The organism is Candidatus Nanohalobium constans (genome assembly GCF_009617975.1).
GTDB classification, from domain to species: domain Archaea; phylum Nanohalarchaeota; class Nanosalinia; order Nanosalinales; family Nanosalinaceae; genus Nanohalobium; species Nanohalobium constans.
Genome location: NZ_CP040089.1, coordinates 758,052 through 774,215, shown reverse-complemented (window position 1 = coordinate 774,215; position 16,164 = coordinate 758,052). Strand labels below are relative to the sequence as shown.

Annotated in this window: 23 protein-coding genes; 3 read left to right on the top strand and 20 right to left on the bottom strand. The window is 42.8% G+C overall.

What is annotated here, in order from left to right; genetic code table 11:
• Positions 1-79: 79 nt before the first annotated feature.
• Positions 80-2,212 (bottom strand): type II secretion system F family protein, encoded by a 2,133-nt coding sequence (locus tag LC1Nh_RS04770; protein ID WP_153550567.1) that lies wholly within the window; start codon positions 2,210-2,212, stop codon positions 80-82.
• Positions 2,213-2,264: 52 nt separating this feature from the next.
• On the bottom strand, positions 2,265-4,523 hold the full coding sequence (locus LC1Nh_RS04765) for a type II/IV secretion system ATPase subunit (protein ID WP_153550566.1): 2,259 nt from the start codon (positions 4,521-4,523) through the stop codon (positions 2,265-2,267).
• Between the two features lie 48 nt (positions 4,524-4,571).
• On the opposite strand from LC1Nh_RS04765, the gene LC1Nh_RS04760 reads away from it, so the two are divergent.
• Together LC1Nh_RS04760 and LC1Nh_RS04755 are read left to right on the top strand one after the other, a co-directional pair.
• On the top strand, positions 4,572-5,030 hold the full coding sequence (locus LC1Nh_RS04760; protein WP_153550565.1) for a hypothetical protein: 459 nt from the start codon (positions 4,572-4,574) through the stop codon (positions 5,028-5,030).
• Positions 5,031-5,897 (top strand): hypothetical protein, encoded by an 867-nt coding sequence (locus LC1Nh_RS04755; protein WP_153550564.1) that lies wholly within the window; start codon positions 5,031-5,033, stop codon positions 5,895-5,897. It begins immediately after the preceding gene.
• A gap of 28 nt (positions 5,898-5,925) precedes the next feature.
• Here LC1Nh_RS04755 and LC1Nh_RS04750 read toward each other — a convergent pair whose 3' ends face one another.
• Genes LC1Nh_RS04750 through LC1Nh_RS04670 form a run of 17 tightly spaced genes read right to left on the bottom strand, consistent with a single transcriptional unit; the run spans position 5,926 to position 13,383 of the window.
• Positions 5,926-6,444 (bottom strand): V-type ATP synthase subunit I domain-containing protein, encoded by a 519-nt coding sequence (locus LC1Nh_RS04750; RefSeq protein ID WP_153550563.1) that lies wholly within the window; start codon positions 6,442-6,444, stop codon positions 5,926-5,928.
• Between the two features lie 13 nt (positions 6,445-6,457).
• A complete protein-coding gene (locus tag LC1Nh_RS04745; protein WP_153550562.1) occupies positions 6,458-7,042 on the bottom strand; it encodes a hypothetical protein in 585 nt (194 codons plus the stop codon).
• Positions 7,043-7,045: 3 nt separating this feature from the next.
• Entirely contained in the window at positions 7,046-7,309 is a 264-nt protein-coding gene (locus LC1Nh_RS04740; RefSeq protein WP_153550561.1) for a hypothetical protein, read from the bottom strand.
• Between the two features lie 10 nt (positions 7,310-7,319).
• Positions 7,320-7,460, bottom strand: a complete 141-nt coding sequence (locus LC1Nh_RS04735) for a hypothetical protein (protein ID WP_153550560.1) — start codon at positions 7,458-7,460, stop codon at positions 7,320-7,322.
• A gap of 38 nt (positions 7,461-7,498) precedes the next feature.
• Positions 7,499-8,962, bottom strand: coding sequence for a coiled-coil domain-containing protein (locus tag LC1Nh_RS04730; RefSeq protein ID WP_153550559.1), 1,464 nt, complete (start codon positions 8,960-8,962; stop codon positions 7,499-7,501).
• A 36-nt stretch (positions 8,963-8,998) separates the two neighbouring features.
• Positions 8,999-9,514: a hypothetical protein gene (locus tag LC1Nh_RS04725; protein WP_153550558.1), complete on the bottom strand. Its 516-nt coding sequence runs from the start codon at positions 9,512-9,514 to the stop codon at positions 8,999-9,001.
• Positions 9,477-9,746: a hypothetical protein gene (locus LC1Nh_RS04720; protein ID WP_153550557.1), complete on the bottom strand. Its 270-nt coding sequence runs from the start codon at positions 9,744-9,746 to the stop codon at positions 9,477-9,479. Before LC1Nh_RS04720 ends, LC1Nh_RS04725 begins: the two co-directional genes overlap by 38 nt.
• 26 nt (positions 9,747-9,772) lie before the next feature.
• Complete coding sequence (locus LC1Nh_RS04715; protein WP_153550556.1) at positions 9,773-10,012, bottom strand: DUF357 domain-containing protein; 240 nt, start codon at positions 10,010-10,012, stop codon at positions 9,773-9,775.
• Entirely contained in the window at positions 10,009-10,377 is a 369-nt protein-coding gene (locus tag LC1Nh_RS04710; RefSeq protein WP_153550555.1) for a HEPN domain-containing protein, read from the bottom strand. The genes LC1Nh_RS04715 and LC1Nh_RS04710 overlap by 4 nt, the downstream gene beginning before the upstream one ends.
• Complete coding sequence (locus LC1Nh_RS04705) at positions 10,364-10,672, bottom strand: nucleotidyltransferase domain-containing protein (protein ID WP_153550554.1); 309 nt, start codon at positions 10,670-10,672, stop codon at positions 10,364-10,366. Before LC1Nh_RS04705 ends, LC1Nh_RS04710 begins: the two co-directional genes overlap by 14 nt.
• A gap of 36 nt (positions 10,673-10,708) precedes the next feature.
• Positions 10,709-11,104: a type II toxin-antitoxin system VapC family toxin gene (locus LC1Nh_RS04700; protein WP_153550553.1), complete on the bottom strand. Its 396-nt coding sequence runs from the start codon at positions 11,102-11,104 to the stop codon at positions 10,709-10,711.
• Positions 11,097-11,321, bottom strand: a complete 225-nt coding sequence (locus tag LC1Nh_RS04695) for a hypothetical protein (RefSeq protein WP_153550552.1) — start codon at positions 11,319-11,321, stop codon at positions 11,097-11,099. The genes LC1Nh_RS04700 and LC1Nh_RS04695 overlap by 8 nt, the downstream gene beginning before the upstream one ends.
• Positions 11,322-11,363: 42 nt before the next feature.
• Positions 11,364-11,741 carry a HEPN domain-containing protein gene (locus tag LC1Nh_RS04690; RefSeq protein ID WP_153550551.1) on the bottom strand — a complete coding sequence of 126 codons (378 nt, stop codon included), beginning with the start codon at positions 11,739-11,741 and terminating at the stop codon, positions 11,364-11,366.
• Positions 11,734-12,045: a nucleotidyltransferase domain-containing protein gene (locus tag LC1Nh_RS04685; protein ID WP_153550550.1), complete on the bottom strand. Its 312-nt coding sequence runs from the start codon at positions 12,043-12,045 to the stop codon at positions 11,734-11,736. Before LC1Nh_RS04685 ends, LC1Nh_RS04690 begins: the two co-directional genes overlap by 8 nt.
• A 32-nt stretch (positions 12,046-12,077) precedes the next feature.
• Complete coding sequence (gene dph5 / locus LC1Nh_RS04680; protein WP_153550549.1) at positions 12,078-12,788, bottom strand: diphthine synthase; 711 nt, start codon at positions 12,786-12,788, stop codon at positions 12,078-12,080.
• A 3-nt stretch (positions 12,789-12,791) separates the two neighbouring features.
• Positions 12,792-13,181 (bottom strand): PIN domain-containing protein, encoded by a 390-nt coding sequence (locus LC1Nh_RS04675; protein ID WP_153550548.1) that lies wholly within the window; start codon positions 13,179-13,181, stop codon positions 12,792-12,794.
• Positions 13,153-13,383 carry an antitoxin VapB family protein gene (locus tag LC1Nh_RS04670; RefSeq protein WP_153550547.1) on the bottom strand — a complete coding sequence of 77 codons (231 nt, stop codon included), beginning with the start codon at positions 13,381-13,383 and terminating at the stop codon, positions 13,153-13,155. Before LC1Nh_RS04670 ends, LC1Nh_RS04675 begins: the two co-directional genes overlap by 29 nt.
• Before the next feature lie 68 nt (positions 13,384-13,451).
• Between LC1Nh_RS04670 and LC1Nh_RS04665 the strand changes: the two genes are divergently transcribed.
• Positions 13,452-14,450, top strand: coding sequence for a class I SAM-dependent methyltransferase (locus tag LC1Nh_RS04665; protein ID WP_217907021.1), 999 nt, complete (start codon positions 13,452-13,454; stop codon positions 14,448-14,450).
• On the opposite strand, the gene LC1Nh_RS04660 is transcribed toward LC1Nh_RS04665, so the two are convergent.
• Positions 14,440-16,155 carry a midas domain-containing protein gene (locus LC1Nh_RS04660; protein ID WP_153550545.1) on the bottom strand — a complete coding sequence of 572 codons (1,716 nt, stop codon included), beginning with the start codon at positions 16,153-16,155 and terminating at the stop codon, positions 14,440-14,442. The genes LC1Nh_RS04665 and LC1Nh_RS04660 overlap by 11 nt on opposite strands.
• Positions 16,156-16,164: the final 9 nt, after the last annotated feature.

Genomic DNA, 16,164 nt, shown 5'->3' with positions numbered 1-16,164 from the left:
CCATACTGATAGGAAAATTGCTATTGACACCATTCCTATTATTATTCCGATTAGAGCCTTCATTTCTGATCTACTTCCTTTATGCTGTTGCATTTGATATTATTCCTCCGAATAGTAGTGCTACGATGATCATTGTTATGCTGTACAGTATGAAGCCTGATATGAGGATTTTGCCGATGAACATGTTTTTGTACGTCTTGTTTTCTCCGTGCTTTATCTTAGTGTAAAATGTTCCTAGAATAAATAACAGTTGGATGAGATAGATTCCGACCACGAACTGAAGTACTTCTGGAGGGATTGCTGTCTGCAGGTTTCCAAGTATTCCTCCGAATCCTGCTCCTGAACCTTGTGATGGCAGGCTTTGGCGTGTATCCGCAAACTGCTGTCCGAGGTTGAACATCGCGGAGATGATGGTTTGGCTCATTCCGACTGCGACTCCTGAGACGACAGGGGCGAGCATGTACGCAAGCATCTGGATAGTAGTTGTAGATTCTTCCATCAGGTCGTTTAGTCTCTCCTGTGTCTTGTGCACGTTTTTTAAGTATTTTGAGACTGTGAGCATCGCCATCGACGCTATCTTTGTGCCTTTCTCAGATGAGGACAGTACTGCTCTCATCACGGTATCAAGCATTTGGCTTGGGAATTCCTTGAGTGCGCCGTTTCTATCGTCGAATATTGCCTGTTCAAAGGTCATGCCCATCGTCTGGATGTTGTCTGAGGCTTTACTGAACATTTTTGAAATCTCTAGCTGTGATGTCGAGTCTGCGGCATCTTTCAAGGCTAGTTCTATCGGTGTGCCGCCTGATATCTCGTTTCCTAGCTCGAACAGTGCGGAAGGGAGCTGTTTCTCGATTTTTTCTATTTCCTTCTCAGCTTTCTTTCTTTCTATATTTCCAAGTATTTTTGTTGCGCCTATGCCGAAGCCGAGTCCTGCAGTTATTGAAAGGCTTCTTAACAGCATAGGGAATGGGCTTAAACCGTTTGAGGTTCCGAACAGGGCTGGCACTGCTAACTGCTCTAGTTCTTGGACAGGGTAGAAGTGTGGGAAGGCTAGGTAGCCTAGGAATCCAAATGAACTGATTAGAAGGAATATTCCTCCGCCGATGATTCGGGAAGGTACTTTAACTGTTTTTGACATGATATTGAGAGAGTATTTTCCTCTTTCTGGCATTGCTTCCTCGGACTTGGGCTTTGAGTTGACTGTGGGCGGTCTGCTGCTTAGTATTTTCTGCATAAACCAGTAGAGAGTTCCTGGCAGCACGACGTTGAATGCAAGGAAGAGTTGGAAGGGAGAGATTGCGCTACCCATGAAAACAGAGATAAGAGGCAGCATGATCATCGCTAGTACAGGGAGTAAGGCGCCTAGAGCATTCAATATCATGACTGGTGTCTTCAGTCCTTGGGCGTAGTGCTTCATCTTTTCCTGTGTCCCGTCTAAAATCCTGTCGATCGAGTCTTGAAGTAGGTCTTCTCTTCTATCGTTGTTTGGTTCGTTGACAGCAGCTTTCAGTAGTTGTAGGGATTCTAGGTAGTCTTCGTTGTAGTCTTTCCATGCTTTGGTATAGTTTTCTAGTGATTCTTCTACGCGGTTGAATTTGCCGACTTCTACATCCCAGAGAACGCTTTTTAAGTCCTCTGATATTGGTCCTTCGAGGTTTAGGGCTGCGAAACGGACTGCGCCCTCAAGGTTTGGTGAGGAACGCATGTAGATGACCATGTAGAGTATGGAGAGTATCATCTCACCTGAGCTTCTGATTACCTTGTTCTTAGCCTCGAAGATGGGTTTGTAGTACATGTAGACTCCTGAGCCTATCACTCCGATCAGGCTGATGAAGAGAAGTGAGTTAGGGAACAGTCCGAAAGCTGAGTTCAGGATAAACAGCATCATCCATCCGAAGAAAGCTATTCCTCCGGTGATAACGGATGCTGAAAGCACCATTCCGGGTGTGATCTCCCAGCCAACCAGTTTGATTGCAGGGTTTAATTTTTCTCTCGTTCCCTGATCTGCTTTAAGATTGAGGATGGAAGCTGACTTGTAGCAAAATCTTTCGTACCTGCTTGTTTCTTTAGATTCTTTTTCCTCTTCCTTGTATTTTTGATAGCTCTTGGAATATTTTTCCCTGCTGTTCTCAGGTTGTACAGAGGAGTTCTGAACATCTCTGTTGATATCGTCTATAATATCCTGTAAGTCTTCTTTCTCCTCTTCATTCATGTGATAGCTGCCTCCCAGAAAAGGATTGAGGTGGGAATATTTCTCTGCTTTGCTACAGTTGCTGGTCTAGCCATTCCTCCCACCTGTTCATTATTCTTTCTGGCTGTTGCTCGCCATACTCCTCGTTAACTTTTTCAGAAAGTATATGGAACTGCTGGTTAGCCTTTACAACAAACTCAGCCTCTAACAGATCGTCTCTATCTTCTTCCTCAGCTTTCTCAACCAGCTTCTGCTTGATATCTTTCCTCAACTGGATGTTGTTCCAGACGGCATCCCAGTCATTCTTCCACTCCTTGATATTCTCTGCTATACGGTTCAGGATAAGCGATTCGCCATTGATCAATGTATCTGTCGGCACTAAACGGTCCTTGCTGCTGTCGTATCTCATCAGGTCTACGAACGCGTTCTCCTCAACCGGATCATCTGTCCACTCTTTACGAACCTCGGTGATACCTGTGACTCGTCGATATGTCTCCATGCCGTCAGGAGACTTAATCTTGTTGACGGAAACTATGATGTCCGTCGCCTTGAAAGAGGTCTTAGGCACATCCAGGTCGTTTACAACACGGTCGAATACTGAGTAAGCATCCTCACCGTGGATAGTACCTCCTACGAAGTTAGCAACTGCTCCGACACGCATAGCCTCATACAATGCCTGAGCTTCATCCGAACGAACCTCTCCAATTACCAATGCGGAATCGCCGAGTCGTAGAGAGGTACGGATAGCGTTATCAGCACTCATCTCATTCTCAACTTGAGTAATAACGGATCTAGACTTCATCCTTTCGATATTATAGCCTAAATCCTTCATCTGAGGCACTGGTATCTCCAATGTGTCCTCTACGGTTACGATTCGGTGGTTTTTCATTATCTCGAGCATTGAGGCACTTAGAAGGCTGGATTTTCCTGCTCCTCTTGTTCCTGAGAAGAGGACGCTTCTGTTGCCTTCTACTATGAAGCTTAGGAGTCCTGCGGCGAGCGGCGATATCATGTTGTTTTTGATGAAGAGTGGTAGTGTCCATGCTTTGCTTCTGTGGCGTCTGAATGCGAATGCTAGTCCTTCTGGTGAAAGGTTTTCTTGTATTACTGCTACTCTTGCTCTTCCGCCTGTTACTTCTGTTTCTGTGTCGAGTACTGGGTTGGCTTCGTCTAGTGGGCGTCCACTTTGTATTCTGAATCGTGTGGCCCAGCTTTCTGCTTCTTCTTTGGTGGGTATGAGGTTGGTTTCGCATTCTCCGTAGTCTTGGTGTTTGACATAGATTGGGCTGCTGCCGACAGGAGAGTTGACATATACATCTTCGATTTTCGGATCTGCTAGTAGTAGTTCTAGTACGCCTAGACCTGAGGTGTACCTGTTTAGTATGTCTGTCAGGCTTTCTAGTTCTTCTTGTCCTAGTTGGATATTCATCTGGTTGGATATGTCTCTCAGCATGTCCCTGCCGATGTTTTGGAATACATTCTGCATTCTTTCTGGTCGGGCGAATTCTCCGGATTCGGGGTCGTGACTTGCCATGAATCTCCTTGCTGCGTCCAACAGGTTGTACTTCTCTTCCGGAAGGTTGAACTCTGGCGGGTCTACATGGTATACAGGACGGGTCTTATCCGGTACCCGGTAGGTCGTAACCTCGATATCGTTCCGTACCGTGTACCTGTCGATCTCTTCACCTCTCTCAGGAGGCAAAGACATGAACTTGGTAAGCATGAAGTTCGGTCTAACTAGAGGATGGAAGTATTCTCTGTAGACTTCTCTGTCGCCTACATGGTGCCCGGTTATGTAGTTCGTTGCTCTTTGAATTATCTCACATTGCTCCATCCTGTCCAGTACTGGTTGTATCACATCTTGTATGAAGTATTTCCTGCAGCGGCTTTGCTGAGGATATTCTGAGTCTTCTTTGGATTGCTGCATATGCCGTTTTTTTCTACGCAGTTCGACATAAGCGCCGACAGGGTCGCGCCTCATCTTGTCGAAAACAGTTTGCTGAACCTCCGGCAAATGTTGGCTGTAGAGTTGGTCGCAGTTATCTGTCTTGATGTTCTGTGAAAGATAGCCTTCTGAGGAGATTTCCTGTATAGCATTTGCTACTCCTCTTAACAGGCTGATCTCTTCTTCCCCGTACTCGTAGTCACGGGATTCTGAAAGTATGACTGATGAAGCACCCGGTACTTCTTGAAGAATATTTATTACACGAGACATGACCTCGGGGTAGTCTTCTATTGAAGCTCCGTAGATGCTGCCCAGCATGTTTACTCGGACAGTACCGGTTTCTTCCTCGTATTCGTAGTCGAAAACATTTTTGTCTCTTACAGCCATCAGCTACCCCTTACCATTATTATTCAAGTAAAGGTAAAATAAAACATCATGGCCCAAGGCGACACGATAAACAGGATAATCGACAGGGTAAACGACTTCAACCGCAGAGTCAGAGACCTGGAAGAAAAAGTCAGAAACCTTAACGCCCGGGTCAACACACTGGACGACACACTGCTGGATAAAACCGGCGACCTATCCGACGATATGCAGGACCTAAGAGACGACATGTCAGAGATCAGGGACAGACTAGCCAATATGGAAGTAGACATCAAAGAAATCAACAGGGAAAAAAGAAAATTCGTGACATCTCAGGAACTTGAGGAGATGGAGAACTACATGGACCTGATGAACCCGATAAACAGTTCTTTCATAACCAAAAGCGAAGCCCAAGACATGTTGGAAGAAAACAACCAGGAAGCGATGTCGAAAAACGAAGTAGAAAACCTTATAGACAGAAAACTAAAAAACCTGGAAAAAGAACAAGACTTCAGAGAGGCTCAAAATTAAATGAAATTCAAACTATTCGAACGCCTCAGAGACGACGGTGGAAGCAACCCAGATAACCAGACACAGGGAATAGGAGGCAACACCAGTAGCCCAGGTCTAGGAGACAGAGGCCTAGACTCAAACTCAGATCTAGGCGGTGGAAGCCTCGATAGGACAGTAGAACAGATGTTCGAACAAGGATACAGCGAAGACGAGATCAAAAACGAACTACAAGGACAATACTCAGAACAAGAAATCAGCAATGCAGTGAACAATGCAGTAACCAGTTCAGCAACTTCTCAAGACGATGGACCTCAACCAATGACACCATACCAAAGCGACGACGAACCAGTGAGTCCAATGGACGAAGGATACAACGACGAGCCTCAAAAACAGGAAAACAATACACAGCAACAGAAACTGTCGGCAAACAACATGCAGCAACCAACACAGAATCAACCAACTAAAAACGAAAGACAAGGACAATCAGTTGATCCAGCAGTGGAAGAACTGATCGAAACAATAGTAGCAGAGAACTTCCAAAGAGTAAAAGCAGAGTTCGAAAACATGTACGAAGAACTCGACACAATAGAAGAAGCAGTAGAAGACCTAGAAAACCGGGTCCACGACCTAGAAGTTAGGGACGATGAAGACCAAGAAGAATTTGTACAGAAAGTAGACGAAATGGAAGACCACATCGACTCCTACCAATCACGGATAGGAGGACTAGAAAAAGCATTCCAACAAGTACTACCAAGCCTAGTCGACAATGTCAGAGACCTAACCAGCCTGGTACAAGAAATGAAACAAGAAAAAGGAATACAAACAGAGACCAACATCTCAAGCCAAGACATGGAACAAGTCGACGAACAACTAAAAGACTGGTAAAAACACTCTTTTTCTTCTCTAATTTTAGCTAGTCTCCGCCACCGCCTGTAGTGGCGTCAATTGCCAGTAACAAGAATATTAGGAACGCAATAGGAAATACCACATCTTGATAGACATCTCCACTACCTAAAGACAAAACACTTTCAAGATTCACATTAAATCCAATAGCACCTATCAACGCTATTGCCACAAAAATCAATCCAGCACCAGCCAGAATATTTCCCTCCAAGCCACCATCCTCTCCCATATCCATGACATCAATACCGCTCATACCTAAGAGGATAGCCGTGCCGAACAAGACAACTGCTATAAAACCAAGACCGCCAGCAAAATCAAGAAGCACTGCATTGGCAGGTCCAGCAAAGGCGATACCAAGCACGATAAGGAAAGAACCGCCTAAAGCAACTCCAGCGATAGCAGAGGAATCTCCTAAAACTTCATATTTCTCAAGCATGCCATAGATAAGCCCTGCGAAAAGGAGCCAAACAAAAATGTAGTATGCCCCCGAACTCACCATCATCTGAAGTATATTCTCAAACACTGCCATGATTAATCACTTTTTATCCATCTGAGTCTCCATCATCTCCTGTATCAGTGTCGCCGCCTGAGCTACCACCAGGCTTCATAACAGCCCATATTGCTCCACCTATCACCAGGAGCCATATTGCTCCACTTTCCAGAGTGTATGAAGCGATAGCTGCTAATGTGCTGCCGACATTCGTCTGGCTTGCTATAGGACCAAATCCTCCTGCCCAAATGAAGGCAGCCACTGCCATTAATACAGCTATGCCGAATAAAGGCTTCTTGAAGATATCTTTATCGCTGTAATCAAAGCCTGTGAATGCTCCCAGTGTTAGCAGACCTAATATCGATGCCAGTCCTATCACTATTTTTCCGAAGAATACCTGGAAGAAGTCTTGGTATGCTGGCTGTGCTACTAGGAATCTGGCGGTGAAGAATGCTAGTATCATAGCCATTACTGGAGGAGCGTTATTCAGGCTATCGCTTCCTTTAAATATTTCTGCTTTCTCGATTGCTGCTAGGAATAGCATCCATGCGAGTATGAATGGGAATAGTAGGCTGAACGCGTCTGCGCCTGTTAGAAGAGAAATAATATTGGAGAATCCGGAGACTTCTGGAGCCACTGCTTATTCTTCACCTTGTTGTTCAAGGTAGGCTGTTATTTTCCGGTTCATTATCCAGAGTTCTCGACCGATAATCATCAGTCCGAGCATTGTTAGCCATGGGAAGATTATACGCCCGAACTCGATGAAGTCGTAGCTCTGGGAAGTGAAGAACATCGTGTAAACTGTCACTGTAATCGCTCCCAGTGATAGTAGCACGATCAGGAGTTCGTCTATTATGTTTTCTGCCTTGTAAACAAAATCTCTGAAGTTCTGTGCTTTATTCATTTTTAACCACCTAGAATCCTCCCATTCCACGCTTCTTTCTTCCAGTCATTTTTGACACTGCAAAGCCTGCCGCTGCTCCAATCAAAGCGACATCAATGTTGTTCATCATACGAACCATAATGGTCGCAGTCTGTGTTGCCTCTTCTGCCATTTTATATCGTCCTGTTCAAACTTTGTTGTTGTTCTCTTTTATAATCTTTCTAAAACCTGACTGGTCTCACTTTCCAAAGTTTCTATTGTATTCCTTAGATCTTCTAGAGCGGGTTCTACATAGTTTCTAGTGGCAGCATTAAGCCTTCCTGCACCACTCTGTGCAGAATCTATCTCGTCTTCGATTATGTCTATCTCCTGTTCTTCTTCATTGAGTTCTTGGAGTATCTGCCTTATTTGACTTATCTCTTCGTTGTTTTCTTGTTTTATTTCCTCAAGTTCTCTCAGTTCAGCCTGAATCTGTTTCTTAATTTCATCTTTTTCTTTCAAGACTTTCTCCATTTTTTCTATGGCTGCGGCTGTTTCTTCCTCCTCTTCTTTAATCTTCTCCCAATCAGCTTCATCATTGTATCTCTTCGCTATTTTTTCTGCCTGAATTTCTTCCCCTTCTAGTTGTTCAGAAAGACTCTCAACAGCTTCAACTTCCTGTTCAAGTTCTGATATTTCAGCAACCAGCCCTTTAAGTTCTGCTTTAACACTCCCTGCTCTCTCTATAATATCCATTTCTTCTTCAAGTACTCCTTCGAAGTTACTCATTTGATCCGCAGATTCACTGAAGGCTTTGGCTAAACTACCGTAGTTTTCATAACCAAATTCACTAGGATTTACACCTTGACTCTTTACTTGTGCTAATGCTTTGATTACACTTTGAGTGTCTTCTACTGTCTGCTGCATTTTTTGAATGGATTTTTCCTCATCCTCAATCTCTCTAAGTATATAATCTTCCTCATCCTTTACACTACTTAGAGTGGTTTCAAAGTCAGATTCTATTCCTTCAAGCTTGCCTATAATATCCTCAAGTTCACTTACTTCGAAATCAATCTCACCTAGTAATTCATCTGGATTCTCGTCAGAGCTGTCATCATCCAGTCTTGACCTCAGATCCCCTATTTCATCCTGCAATGAACCAATTTCATTTTGAAGACTTTCTACCATATCTGAGGAGGCGCCCTCACCATCTTCATCGTCTCCTCCGAAAGGTAGGGGAGCTATTGTTCCTTTTAATCCAGCTGCATTTGCCCATGCAAACCATACTATTGCTCCGGCTCCTGCTACAATCATTGCCCATCCTAATAGGCCCCCCCAGAATACCAGTGTGACTATGCTGGTTGAAATTGCCAGTAATTTAGACATGCTATCTGCCATGTCCGATAGTCCATCTCTTGAAATACCAGAATTATTGCTGAAGTTTTGTTCTGCGAATTCGAAGGCTTTGGTGTACACAAAGTTAAAAATTGCGAATAGACCTAGAGCAGGTATAAGTATCCAAAGAATAAATGGTGCTAATCCCTCTCCATCATACCAACTAATTTGGTCATTGAATACTTGGAAGAAATCCCCTAACGGGTTTTGGGATTCCGCAAATCCAGTTTGTGCAGAAACGCTTACTGTGAAAATTGTAAATAATGTGAGAAACATCAAGATGCGCTTCTTATTATCCATACTGACGCATTTATTCTAGTATAGTTAAAAATACTTTCATGGTACTTTGGCCATCAAATAAATTACAAACCCTATAATGGTCGCAAATGCAATCGCTGTTCCTATTCCTATTAATCCCATTGCTCCTCTGATTATGTCCCAGTATGGTGTTGGTACGAGTGAGGCAGTTATTGTGAGGGACATTATCATGGCGTATTTTCTGGCATCTGGATGAAGTCTGTCATGTCCGTGTTCTTTTTCTCTGAGAGGTATTCCGTAGGGTATTGCGTGGTAGTTCTCCTTTTCTACATCTTCTGCCATGATGAAGTTCAGTGCTTTGCTTAGTGCAAAGTGCAGGAGTACTGTGATGAATATGAATGGTGCGACTAGTTCTGTAGCTATTTCTTGTTGTGAGCTAAATTCGGGGGTTGTGAAGTAATCGCTACTTGTAGAGATGCCTCCGCTGCCATAGTAGAAGTCGGCTGAAACGGTGGAAACAAATCCAGCTAGTAGTAGGGTTATTAGCAGGATTTTTTTAGTCGAAGTCAAAGTCATCGCCTCCGCTTCCTGCATCGAAGTCTCCTCCTGCTCCTGCTGAGCTGCCTCTGACTTTTTCGTAGTATGCTGGAATCAGTTCATCGATCAAGAATCCAGTAAATAGTCCAATGCCGGCAATAATCAGTACATTCCCTGGAAGTTCTGGCAACCCGTAGTTTTGAGTCGCGATACTAGTAGCAATGCTTGATGACATGTATCCTGATACTGCTGCTAGTCCAAATGCTACGAATTTCCAGGGATCTCTCATAATGTTGAATTATTTGTCGGCTATTTTTATTCTGTTTCCTCAAATCGTCCTAATCTCTCCAGTGTCTCCAGTATTCCCCATGCGTAGATGACTGCTTCCCAGGCCCGAATATAGTCCTCTTCCTCTAAGAAGTGGATAGTGTCGTCTCTATATGCTAGGACATTTTCCATTTGTTCGACATCTTTGTCTTTTCCTTCAAGTCTGTCATCCAGTTTTTCCAGCCATTTCTCTGTTTCTTCCTTCAACTTTTCCTGTGTCTTGTTCATACTGATTCTTTGAGTTTTGTGAGTAGTTTTCTTGCTTTGGTTTCTAGGTCTTTTAGTTCGTCTTCTGATCCGAAGAAGCTGGTCTCGTAGTCTGCTTGCTCACGGCGTGTTTTCAGCTTTGAGAAGCTGCTTGCTTCTTCTTCTGTTAGTATCTCTTTATCTTTGCATAGGATGTTTCTTACCAGGCTGTCGAGACCTGAATGTGTTTTTGGGCTGTATTCTCTTTTCAGCAGTGAGGCTCTTGCTGCGTGGTAAACTGCGTAGTAGAGCGTGTTGTATCTTCTTCTCAAGGACATTTTTTCCATGTGTTGGTAGTCTTTAAGAGCTTCTTCTGCTAGTTCTATTTCTTCTTTAACCTCTGACATACTCAACTCCCTCTTGTTTAATATCTTTCATAAGGCTGCTTTCGTCCTCATATTGTTTTATTATGGGTGTTATAGATATTCCTTTGTCTGCAGCTGTTTCAAACGCTGCTTCCTCAATTTTGTCTGCTTCGGACATATCTTCCACCTTGACAAAAACATCTACATCGGAGTTTATGCCGTGACTATTCCTAGCTACAGAACCGAATAAAATTACTTTTTCAACTGAATCTAGGTCTATTATCCTGGATGCATACTTCTCAAATGCTTCTCTATGAGTGTTTTCATCAACATTCATACAATGTAATTGTGTATCACAAGCTTTTAGATTTACTTATTCAGGGATAATTTCTGTTTTCTGAAACTTTTCGAAGTCGTTGTCGAATGTTGCTAGTTTTTCTATTCCAAGCAGATTCATGGCTGAGATTATACTGCAATCTGTAAAACTTATCTCGTTTTCTCTAAACAGTTTGCATGCTTTCTGGAATCCCGGTTCGTTTAGATACATTATTTTTATCTGTGATTTCCTCAGGTATCTTGAGCAATCTCTTGCTGTCTTGTATCCGACTTTTGAGAAAGCAGTATTCACGGTTTCGGAAAATATCTGATCGGATATTACAAGCTCTTCTGATTTTATTTCTTTCATTAATTCTCTGGACTTCTCGTGATGTTCGTCACCCGAATCGAAGAATGCGATGAGAAAACTTGTATCCAAGAAGTATCTATCCATAGAGTTCTTCCCTGTAGTTTTCACTCAGATTCTCGTCTTCGTCGCTCATCTCAACAGGCTCAAACTCCATGATGTCCAGTTCAGGTTCTTTCTCGCTGCTGATCCAGTCAAGCAAAGCTCTGTTCACTGCTTCACCCATATTCAAGCCTTTTTCGGAAGCTAGCTTCTTAGCCTCCTCGAAAATATCTTCGTCCACATTCCGCACAGTCTTCTGCATAACATGTAATGCAAGTCAAACAAATTTAAGATTTGAGGTTATCTAGTCTAGTAGCTTGTTCATTTCCTTGACGAACTTTCTGGCTTTTTGTTCTATCTCTTTTAGATCTTCTTCTGTGTCATCTATTTCAAGCTCATAGTCAGATAGATTTCTCTTAGTTTCCACTCTAGATAAAGTAGCTGCTGTTTCTTTGCTTATCAGATTTTTCTCCTTGTATAAGACGAGAAATACTCTGTCTGCGATACCTGAATGAGTTTTAGCTTCTATTCCTTGAGAAATTAATGCTGCCCTGGCTGCATAGAAACAAGCGTAATATAGTCGATTGTATAAAGCTCTGATACTTAACCCAGCGTTTCTTCCTTTTTCGAAATCTTCAAAAGCATTATCAGCCAGCTCAATATTCTTTTCAACTTCAGACATATGTCTCTCCGGTCTCCAATACTTCCTTTCCAAATAATGTGTTCTTCATATTCTCAAACTGGTCTTCAGTTTTTACGATAGCTGATGCCACTACGCCGTATTCTACGCCTATTTCTGCCGCCTCCTGCTCTACCCACCGCTTCTGGTTCTCATTTTCAACAACGACAAATAGGTCCAGGTCACTATCTCCGTCCTCCTCGTCCCTCGCCACACTTCCGAAGAGAATTAACTTCTTAAGCGAATCACCTAACTCTTCTGCCACAGTTTCCTCTATCTCCTCGAAAGCCTCACGCTGCTTCGACATAACTTTAAATTAGTGTTAAATGGATAAAAATCTTACCAATCTCGCCATCTTGTCAAAAACTCTTCTTCCTTATGGCTTTTCTCTCCTGGTAGAATCAGGCAGTGAGGTGGTTCTCCGAACTCTTTCTCAGAAACTTCTTCAAGAGTCATTCTGGAGATTTCTTGGGTTTCCAGATTAGCTCTTTCCAGTACTAAAGCCTCTCTTTTTGAGAATTCTGGTTTCATCTCCAGGATTTTTTCCGCTGCTTCGCTGGCTTCCAGGTTGATATCTAGAAGTATCAATGAGTGCAGTCCGATCTCATCGTTCTTCTCAACATATTTGATGACGGAATCCGGTTTTCCGTTTTCTGGCAGGGTAACTGTACGACCGAACTTATAGACATTTAACCCAGTCTCAGCGATTGAAGTAAAGATTGAAGGAGCGTGGACTACTTCCGTCTCTATCTCCTTTTCTTCTGCTCGATGTTTGATGTCGTAGTGAGTTGTAGCGGTCAATGCATCGCCAGAGACTAGGAACGCTACATCTGAGTCTTTTGCTTCTTCCAGTATCTTGTCTTCCTGTTCGACTTCTTTCCGTGAAAGTTTCTGGATGCTGGAATCTGTTTTCTCTTCTATCCTTTCTAGATTAATTGTCTCAGTATTCGTGTAGAATTCTGCGTAGGCTTTGTCGGCTGATTTTATGGCTTCCAGGCCTTTTTCTGTTGCTTCTTTGTTGTCTAGTCCTAGTCCGATTAAGTGTATCATGTTTCAGTTTTCTGTGTCAAGGTTTATGTGTTGGAAGTCTTTGTAGTCTTCCAGTTCCTGGAAGTCATTGTCCCGGGTTACTACAGTTGAGTTTGATGTGACTGCTTGGGCGGCAATCATGATGTCAAGCTTGTTGATTATCGAGCTATTTTTCTCCAGATATTCCTTTATTTCCAGCAATTCTTCCACTTCCTCCTTGCCAAACTCCTTCACTTCGAGTTCATCGAACTTACCTATATCCTTGTCGCTCCATTTAACCTCCATTAAAGCTATTGAAGGAATTACCAGTTTATCGTATTCCTGGTTTTCTAGAAGTTTCGCTGCTTTCTCGTTTCCTGAGAGAAACTCTATCATGAAGCTGGCGTCAAGACTCCATTTTCTCACTGAAATCACTGTCAAAATCCTCTCTGAAATTCTTGGTTTTATCTCTTACATCTTCTGCCTCTTCTTCATCCCAAGCTCCGAAAGAACCCATCAAATCTACTTCTTTCTCAGAAACAAGCTCCTCCAACAGCTCGGAAAAACTCTTGTCCTCCTTGATCCTGCTTAACTTCTGGTAAACCTCCTCGCGGATGGTGATAGTCTTCGAACCCATACTATGTTTATGTGTAAACATACACTTAAATCTTCCGTAATAAAAAACTCGGTTCAGAAACAGTATATGTGAAACAAGAAAAACTAGAAGAAAAAGTAGCCGAACTATTCCATCGGCAAGACTTCGAAATAGAGAAACAAGGCAACAAATTAATCGCCGAGAAAGATGACCAAGAACTGGTGTTGAAAGCTTTCTCATCCGACAAATATTCAGAAGAGGAAGTACGAGAATCAGCAGAGGAAGATGAGAAGGTCTTCGTAGATGAAGGGCTAGAAGAACTGGAAGGAAAGCTAGATGCTGATGTGTCGGTTATAAGAGAACAGGAAGATGAAGCAGAGTACAACTTACCTTCTTATGAATTGATAGGAGAGATAGCAGTTATCAATGAACTAACTGTTGATGAAGAAGATGCAGTAGAAGGGATACTCGAACATCATCCGTCGGTCAAAACCATTTTAGTGAAACAAGAGCCACTTCAAGGAGAGTTCAGGGTCGGCGAATACAGGGAGCTCTATGGTGAGGAAACCGAAACTATTCACAAAGAACATGGCTGTAGGTTCAAAGTCGACCCGACAAAAGTATATTACTCCGAAAGATTTTCAACTGAAAGAAAGAGAGTCGTCGATCAGATAGAAGATGGAGAAAAAGTCCTGGTGATGTTCTCTGGCGTTGGACCATTTGCCATCATGGCAGCAAAACTAGCTAACCCAGAGAAAGTAGTAGCGGTCGAGAAAAACCCTGTAGCTGCCGATTATCTGAAAGAAAACATCGAACTGAACGATGTAGGCGATGTGGTGGAAGGCCACGAAGGTGATGTGCAAGATATTGTTCCAGATTTAGACGAAGAATTTGACAGAGTGATAATGCCTCTTCCAGAGAAAGCGGATAACTATTTAGGATCAACTAAATCTATTCTTCATAGAGGGAGTACTGTACATCTCTATACGTTTAGGTTGGGTATTGAAGAATCAGAATATGCAGAATTTGAAACAGATAAGATAGAAAAATGTGGGGAAAAGAACCCCAAGGTTAGTCGAGTGTGTCTGGACTTAGTTTTTAAGCCGTGACTTCTTCCTCTTCTGGAAGGTACTCGTTCAACTGCTCAATTGCTTCTTCTCTTTCTTCATCGGTGAAGTCATCTAGGCTGTCATATTCGTCGCTAATTGAGTCCTCGATATCTTCCAGAGTCTCTTCATAAGCTTGAATTTCAGATTCCAATCTTTCTTCGTAGTCCCCAAGGACTTGAGCTGTTTCCGTGGCTTTTGCATACATTCCTTGAAGTTGAAGCAGTTGAAGTTCACTCTCTGTGACATCTTCATCCATTACCTGGATTAGTTTGTCATCTAGTGACTTCTGATCGTACTCATGCACTAGTCCATCTTCATCTTCTTCTCCGTAAACTTGTTCTTTAGCTTCTTCGACAATTCTATCTGCTGCGTCTTCATCTGAAACATTAGCAGGACCAATCTGATGGTTTTCAGCTCTAGGACCATCGTCCAACTGGCTTGTTATGTCTTCTCCATCGCTCAATGAAGCTAGATCGAGAACTGTATTAATATCTGTATCAATTTCTTCTAGAGTCTCTTCAGTTCCCTCATCTACACCTTCCAAGTTAGTCAATTCCAGGTCTTCCATTAGGTCCGTGTAAGTTTCTTTGCGCTCTGAAACATCTTCCTTCAAGTCTTCATAATTTTCTTTCTGCTCTCTAGCTGATTCATATGTTTCTTCTACTGACTCCAGTGCTGCAATCTTTGTTGCTGTCCATGTCTTCTTAACTTCTCGCTCCTGTTCTGTATGTTCGAACTCCGACTTACCAGGATCTCTATTGTCTTGACCTTCTAAATGACTTGCTGCCTCATCCTTCAGGTCTCTGATCAGCTGAGCTCCTCTTTCCGTGATGTCAGGGTTCTTCTCTGAATCAGCTTCTTCGTATTCTCTGATGCTTTCTTCTGCTTCGTCTCTTATGTCCTGATACTGAGATACTCTTCTTGAAAGGTTTTCTACAAGACTGATATCTCCTGAAGCTTCTTCAGAATCTCTTGATGTCAGGTGAACTTCATCGAAAAACTGAGTCAAATCTTCGCTCAGGTGTTCAAACTCGTCTCTATGATGGCTTTCCCAAGTGCTTCTAAAGTCACTCATTGCGTCAGCTGATTGAGCAGCGGACTTGTTCCTATCTCCCGTCTCTTGGAAGTGAGCATCGAATATTCCTTTATACAGTCCTTGATCCTCTGCTCCAGCACCCCATCTCATTGCCGTTCTCTCAATATGATCAAGAGAATCAGCCATCGAAACAGGGTCAGTTCCAGCAGTTTTGGTTGAGAAATCATCAATCCATTCTTGATCTCGTTCTTCAATATCTGCGTTGAAGTCTAGAGCTGTTTCATCGTCAATTCTCCAGTAGTTACCTGATTTCTCAACTTCTTCTTTGACTCTTTCCGCCTTTTTAATCTCTTCCTTTGTCTTCTCATCAAAGTCCTCTTGATTAATGTGATTAATCTGAGATTCCTGTTGAGCTACCTTCCAAGCTCTTTCTTCTCCTGACTCATCTGCCCCAACTCCTTCTTCTAAAGAAGAAACACTTTTTCTATTTGCTGTTCTCGCTCTATCCAAAGGATCTCTCTGAGATTTGATATTATCGTCTGTCAAGTCTCCAGGTTCTCTGCCTGAAGATTTTTCTGGGTTTTGACCGGTGTCTCCACCTTCTGTATTTTGTTTCTGGCTAAGTATGTCTTCTGTACTTTGACCTACATCTTCGGGGTTTTCGTCCATGTTTGGTTA

Excerpts from the sequence above, each read along its gene's own strand:
- LC1Nh_RS04770 (WP_153550567.1), bottom strand. The coding sequence starts at position 2,212 with ATGAATGAAGAGGAGAAAGAAGACTTACAGGATATTATAGACGATATC.
- LC1Nh_RS04765 (WP_153550566.1), bottom strand. The coding sequence starts at position 4,523 with ATGGCTGTAAGAGACAAAAATGTTTTCGACTACGAATACGAGGAAGAA.
- LC1Nh_RS04760 (WP_153550565.1), top strand. The coding sequence starts at position 4,572 with ATGGCCCAAGGCGACACGATAAACAGGATAATCGACAGGGTAAACGAC.
- LC1Nh_RS04755 (WP_153550564.1), top strand. The coding sequence starts at position 5,031 with ATGAAATTCAAACTATTCGAACGCCTCAGAGACGACGGTGGAAGCAAC.
- LC1Nh_RS04750 (WP_153550563.1), bottom strand. The coding sequence starts at position 6,444 with ATGGCAGTGTTTGAGAATATACTTCAGATGATGGTGAGTTCGGGGGCA.
- LC1Nh_RS04740 (WP_153550561.1), bottom strand. The coding sequence starts at position 7,309 with ATGAATAAAGCACAGAACTTCAGAGATTTTGTTTACAAGGCAGAAAAC.
- LC1Nh_RS04735 (WP_153550560.1), bottom strand. The coding sequence starts at position 7,460 with ATGGCAGAAGAGGCAACACAGACTGCGACCATTATGGTTCGTATGATG.
- LC1Nh_RS04730 (WP_153550559.1), bottom strand. The coding sequence starts at position 8,962 with ATGGATAATAAGAAGCGCATCTTGATGTTTCTCACATTATTTACAATT.
- LC1Nh_RS04725 (WP_153550558.1), bottom strand. The coding sequence starts at position 9,514 with ATGCAGGAAGCGGAGGCGATGACTTTGACTTCGACTAAAAAAATCCTG.
- LC1Nh_RS04720 (WP_153550557.1), bottom strand. The coding sequence starts at position 9,746 with ATGAGAGATCCCTGGAAATTCGTAGCATTTGGACTAGCAGCAGTATCA.
- LC1Nh_RS04715 (WP_153550556.1), bottom strand. The coding sequence starts at position 10,012 with ATGAACAAGACACAGGAAAAGTTGAAGGAAGAAACAGAGAAATGGCTG.
- LC1Nh_RS04710 (WP_153550555.1), bottom strand. The coding sequence starts at position 10,377 with ATGTCAGAGGTTAAAGAAGAAATAGAACTAGCAGAAGAAGCTCTTAAA.
- LC1Nh_RS04705 (WP_153550554.1), bottom strand. The coding sequence starts at position 10,672 with ATGAATGTTGATGAAAACACTCATAGAGAAGCATTTGAGAAGTATGCA.
- LC1Nh_RS04700 (WP_153550553.1), bottom strand. The coding sequence starts at position 11,104 with ATGGATAGATACTTCTTGGATACAAGTTTTCTCATCGCATTCTTCGAT.
- LC1Nh_RS04695 (WP_153550552.1), bottom strand. The coding sequence starts at position 11,321 with ATGCAGAAGACTGTGCGGAATGTGGACGAAGATATTTTCGAGGAGGCT.
- LC1Nh_RS04690 (WP_153550551.1), bottom strand. The coding sequence starts at position 11,741 with ATGTCTGAAGTTGAAAAGAATATTGAGCTGGCTGATAATGCTTTTGAA.
- LC1Nh_RS04685 (WP_153550550.1), bottom strand. The coding sequence starts at position 12,045 with ATGTCGAAGCAGCGTGAGGCTTTCGAGGAGATAGAGGAAACTGTGGCA.
- dph5 (WP_153550549.1), bottom strand. The coding sequence starts at position 12,788 with ATGATACACTTAATCGGACTAGGACTAGACAACAAAGAAGCAACAGAA.
- LC1Nh_RS04670 (WP_153550547.1), bottom strand. The coding sequence starts at position 13,383 with ATGGGTTCGAAGACTATCACCATCCGCGAGGAGGTTTACCAGAAGTTA.
- LC1Nh_RS04660 (WP_153550545.1), bottom strand. The coding sequence starts at position 16,155 with ATGGACGAAAACCCCGAAGATGTAGGTCAAAGTACAGAAGACATACTT.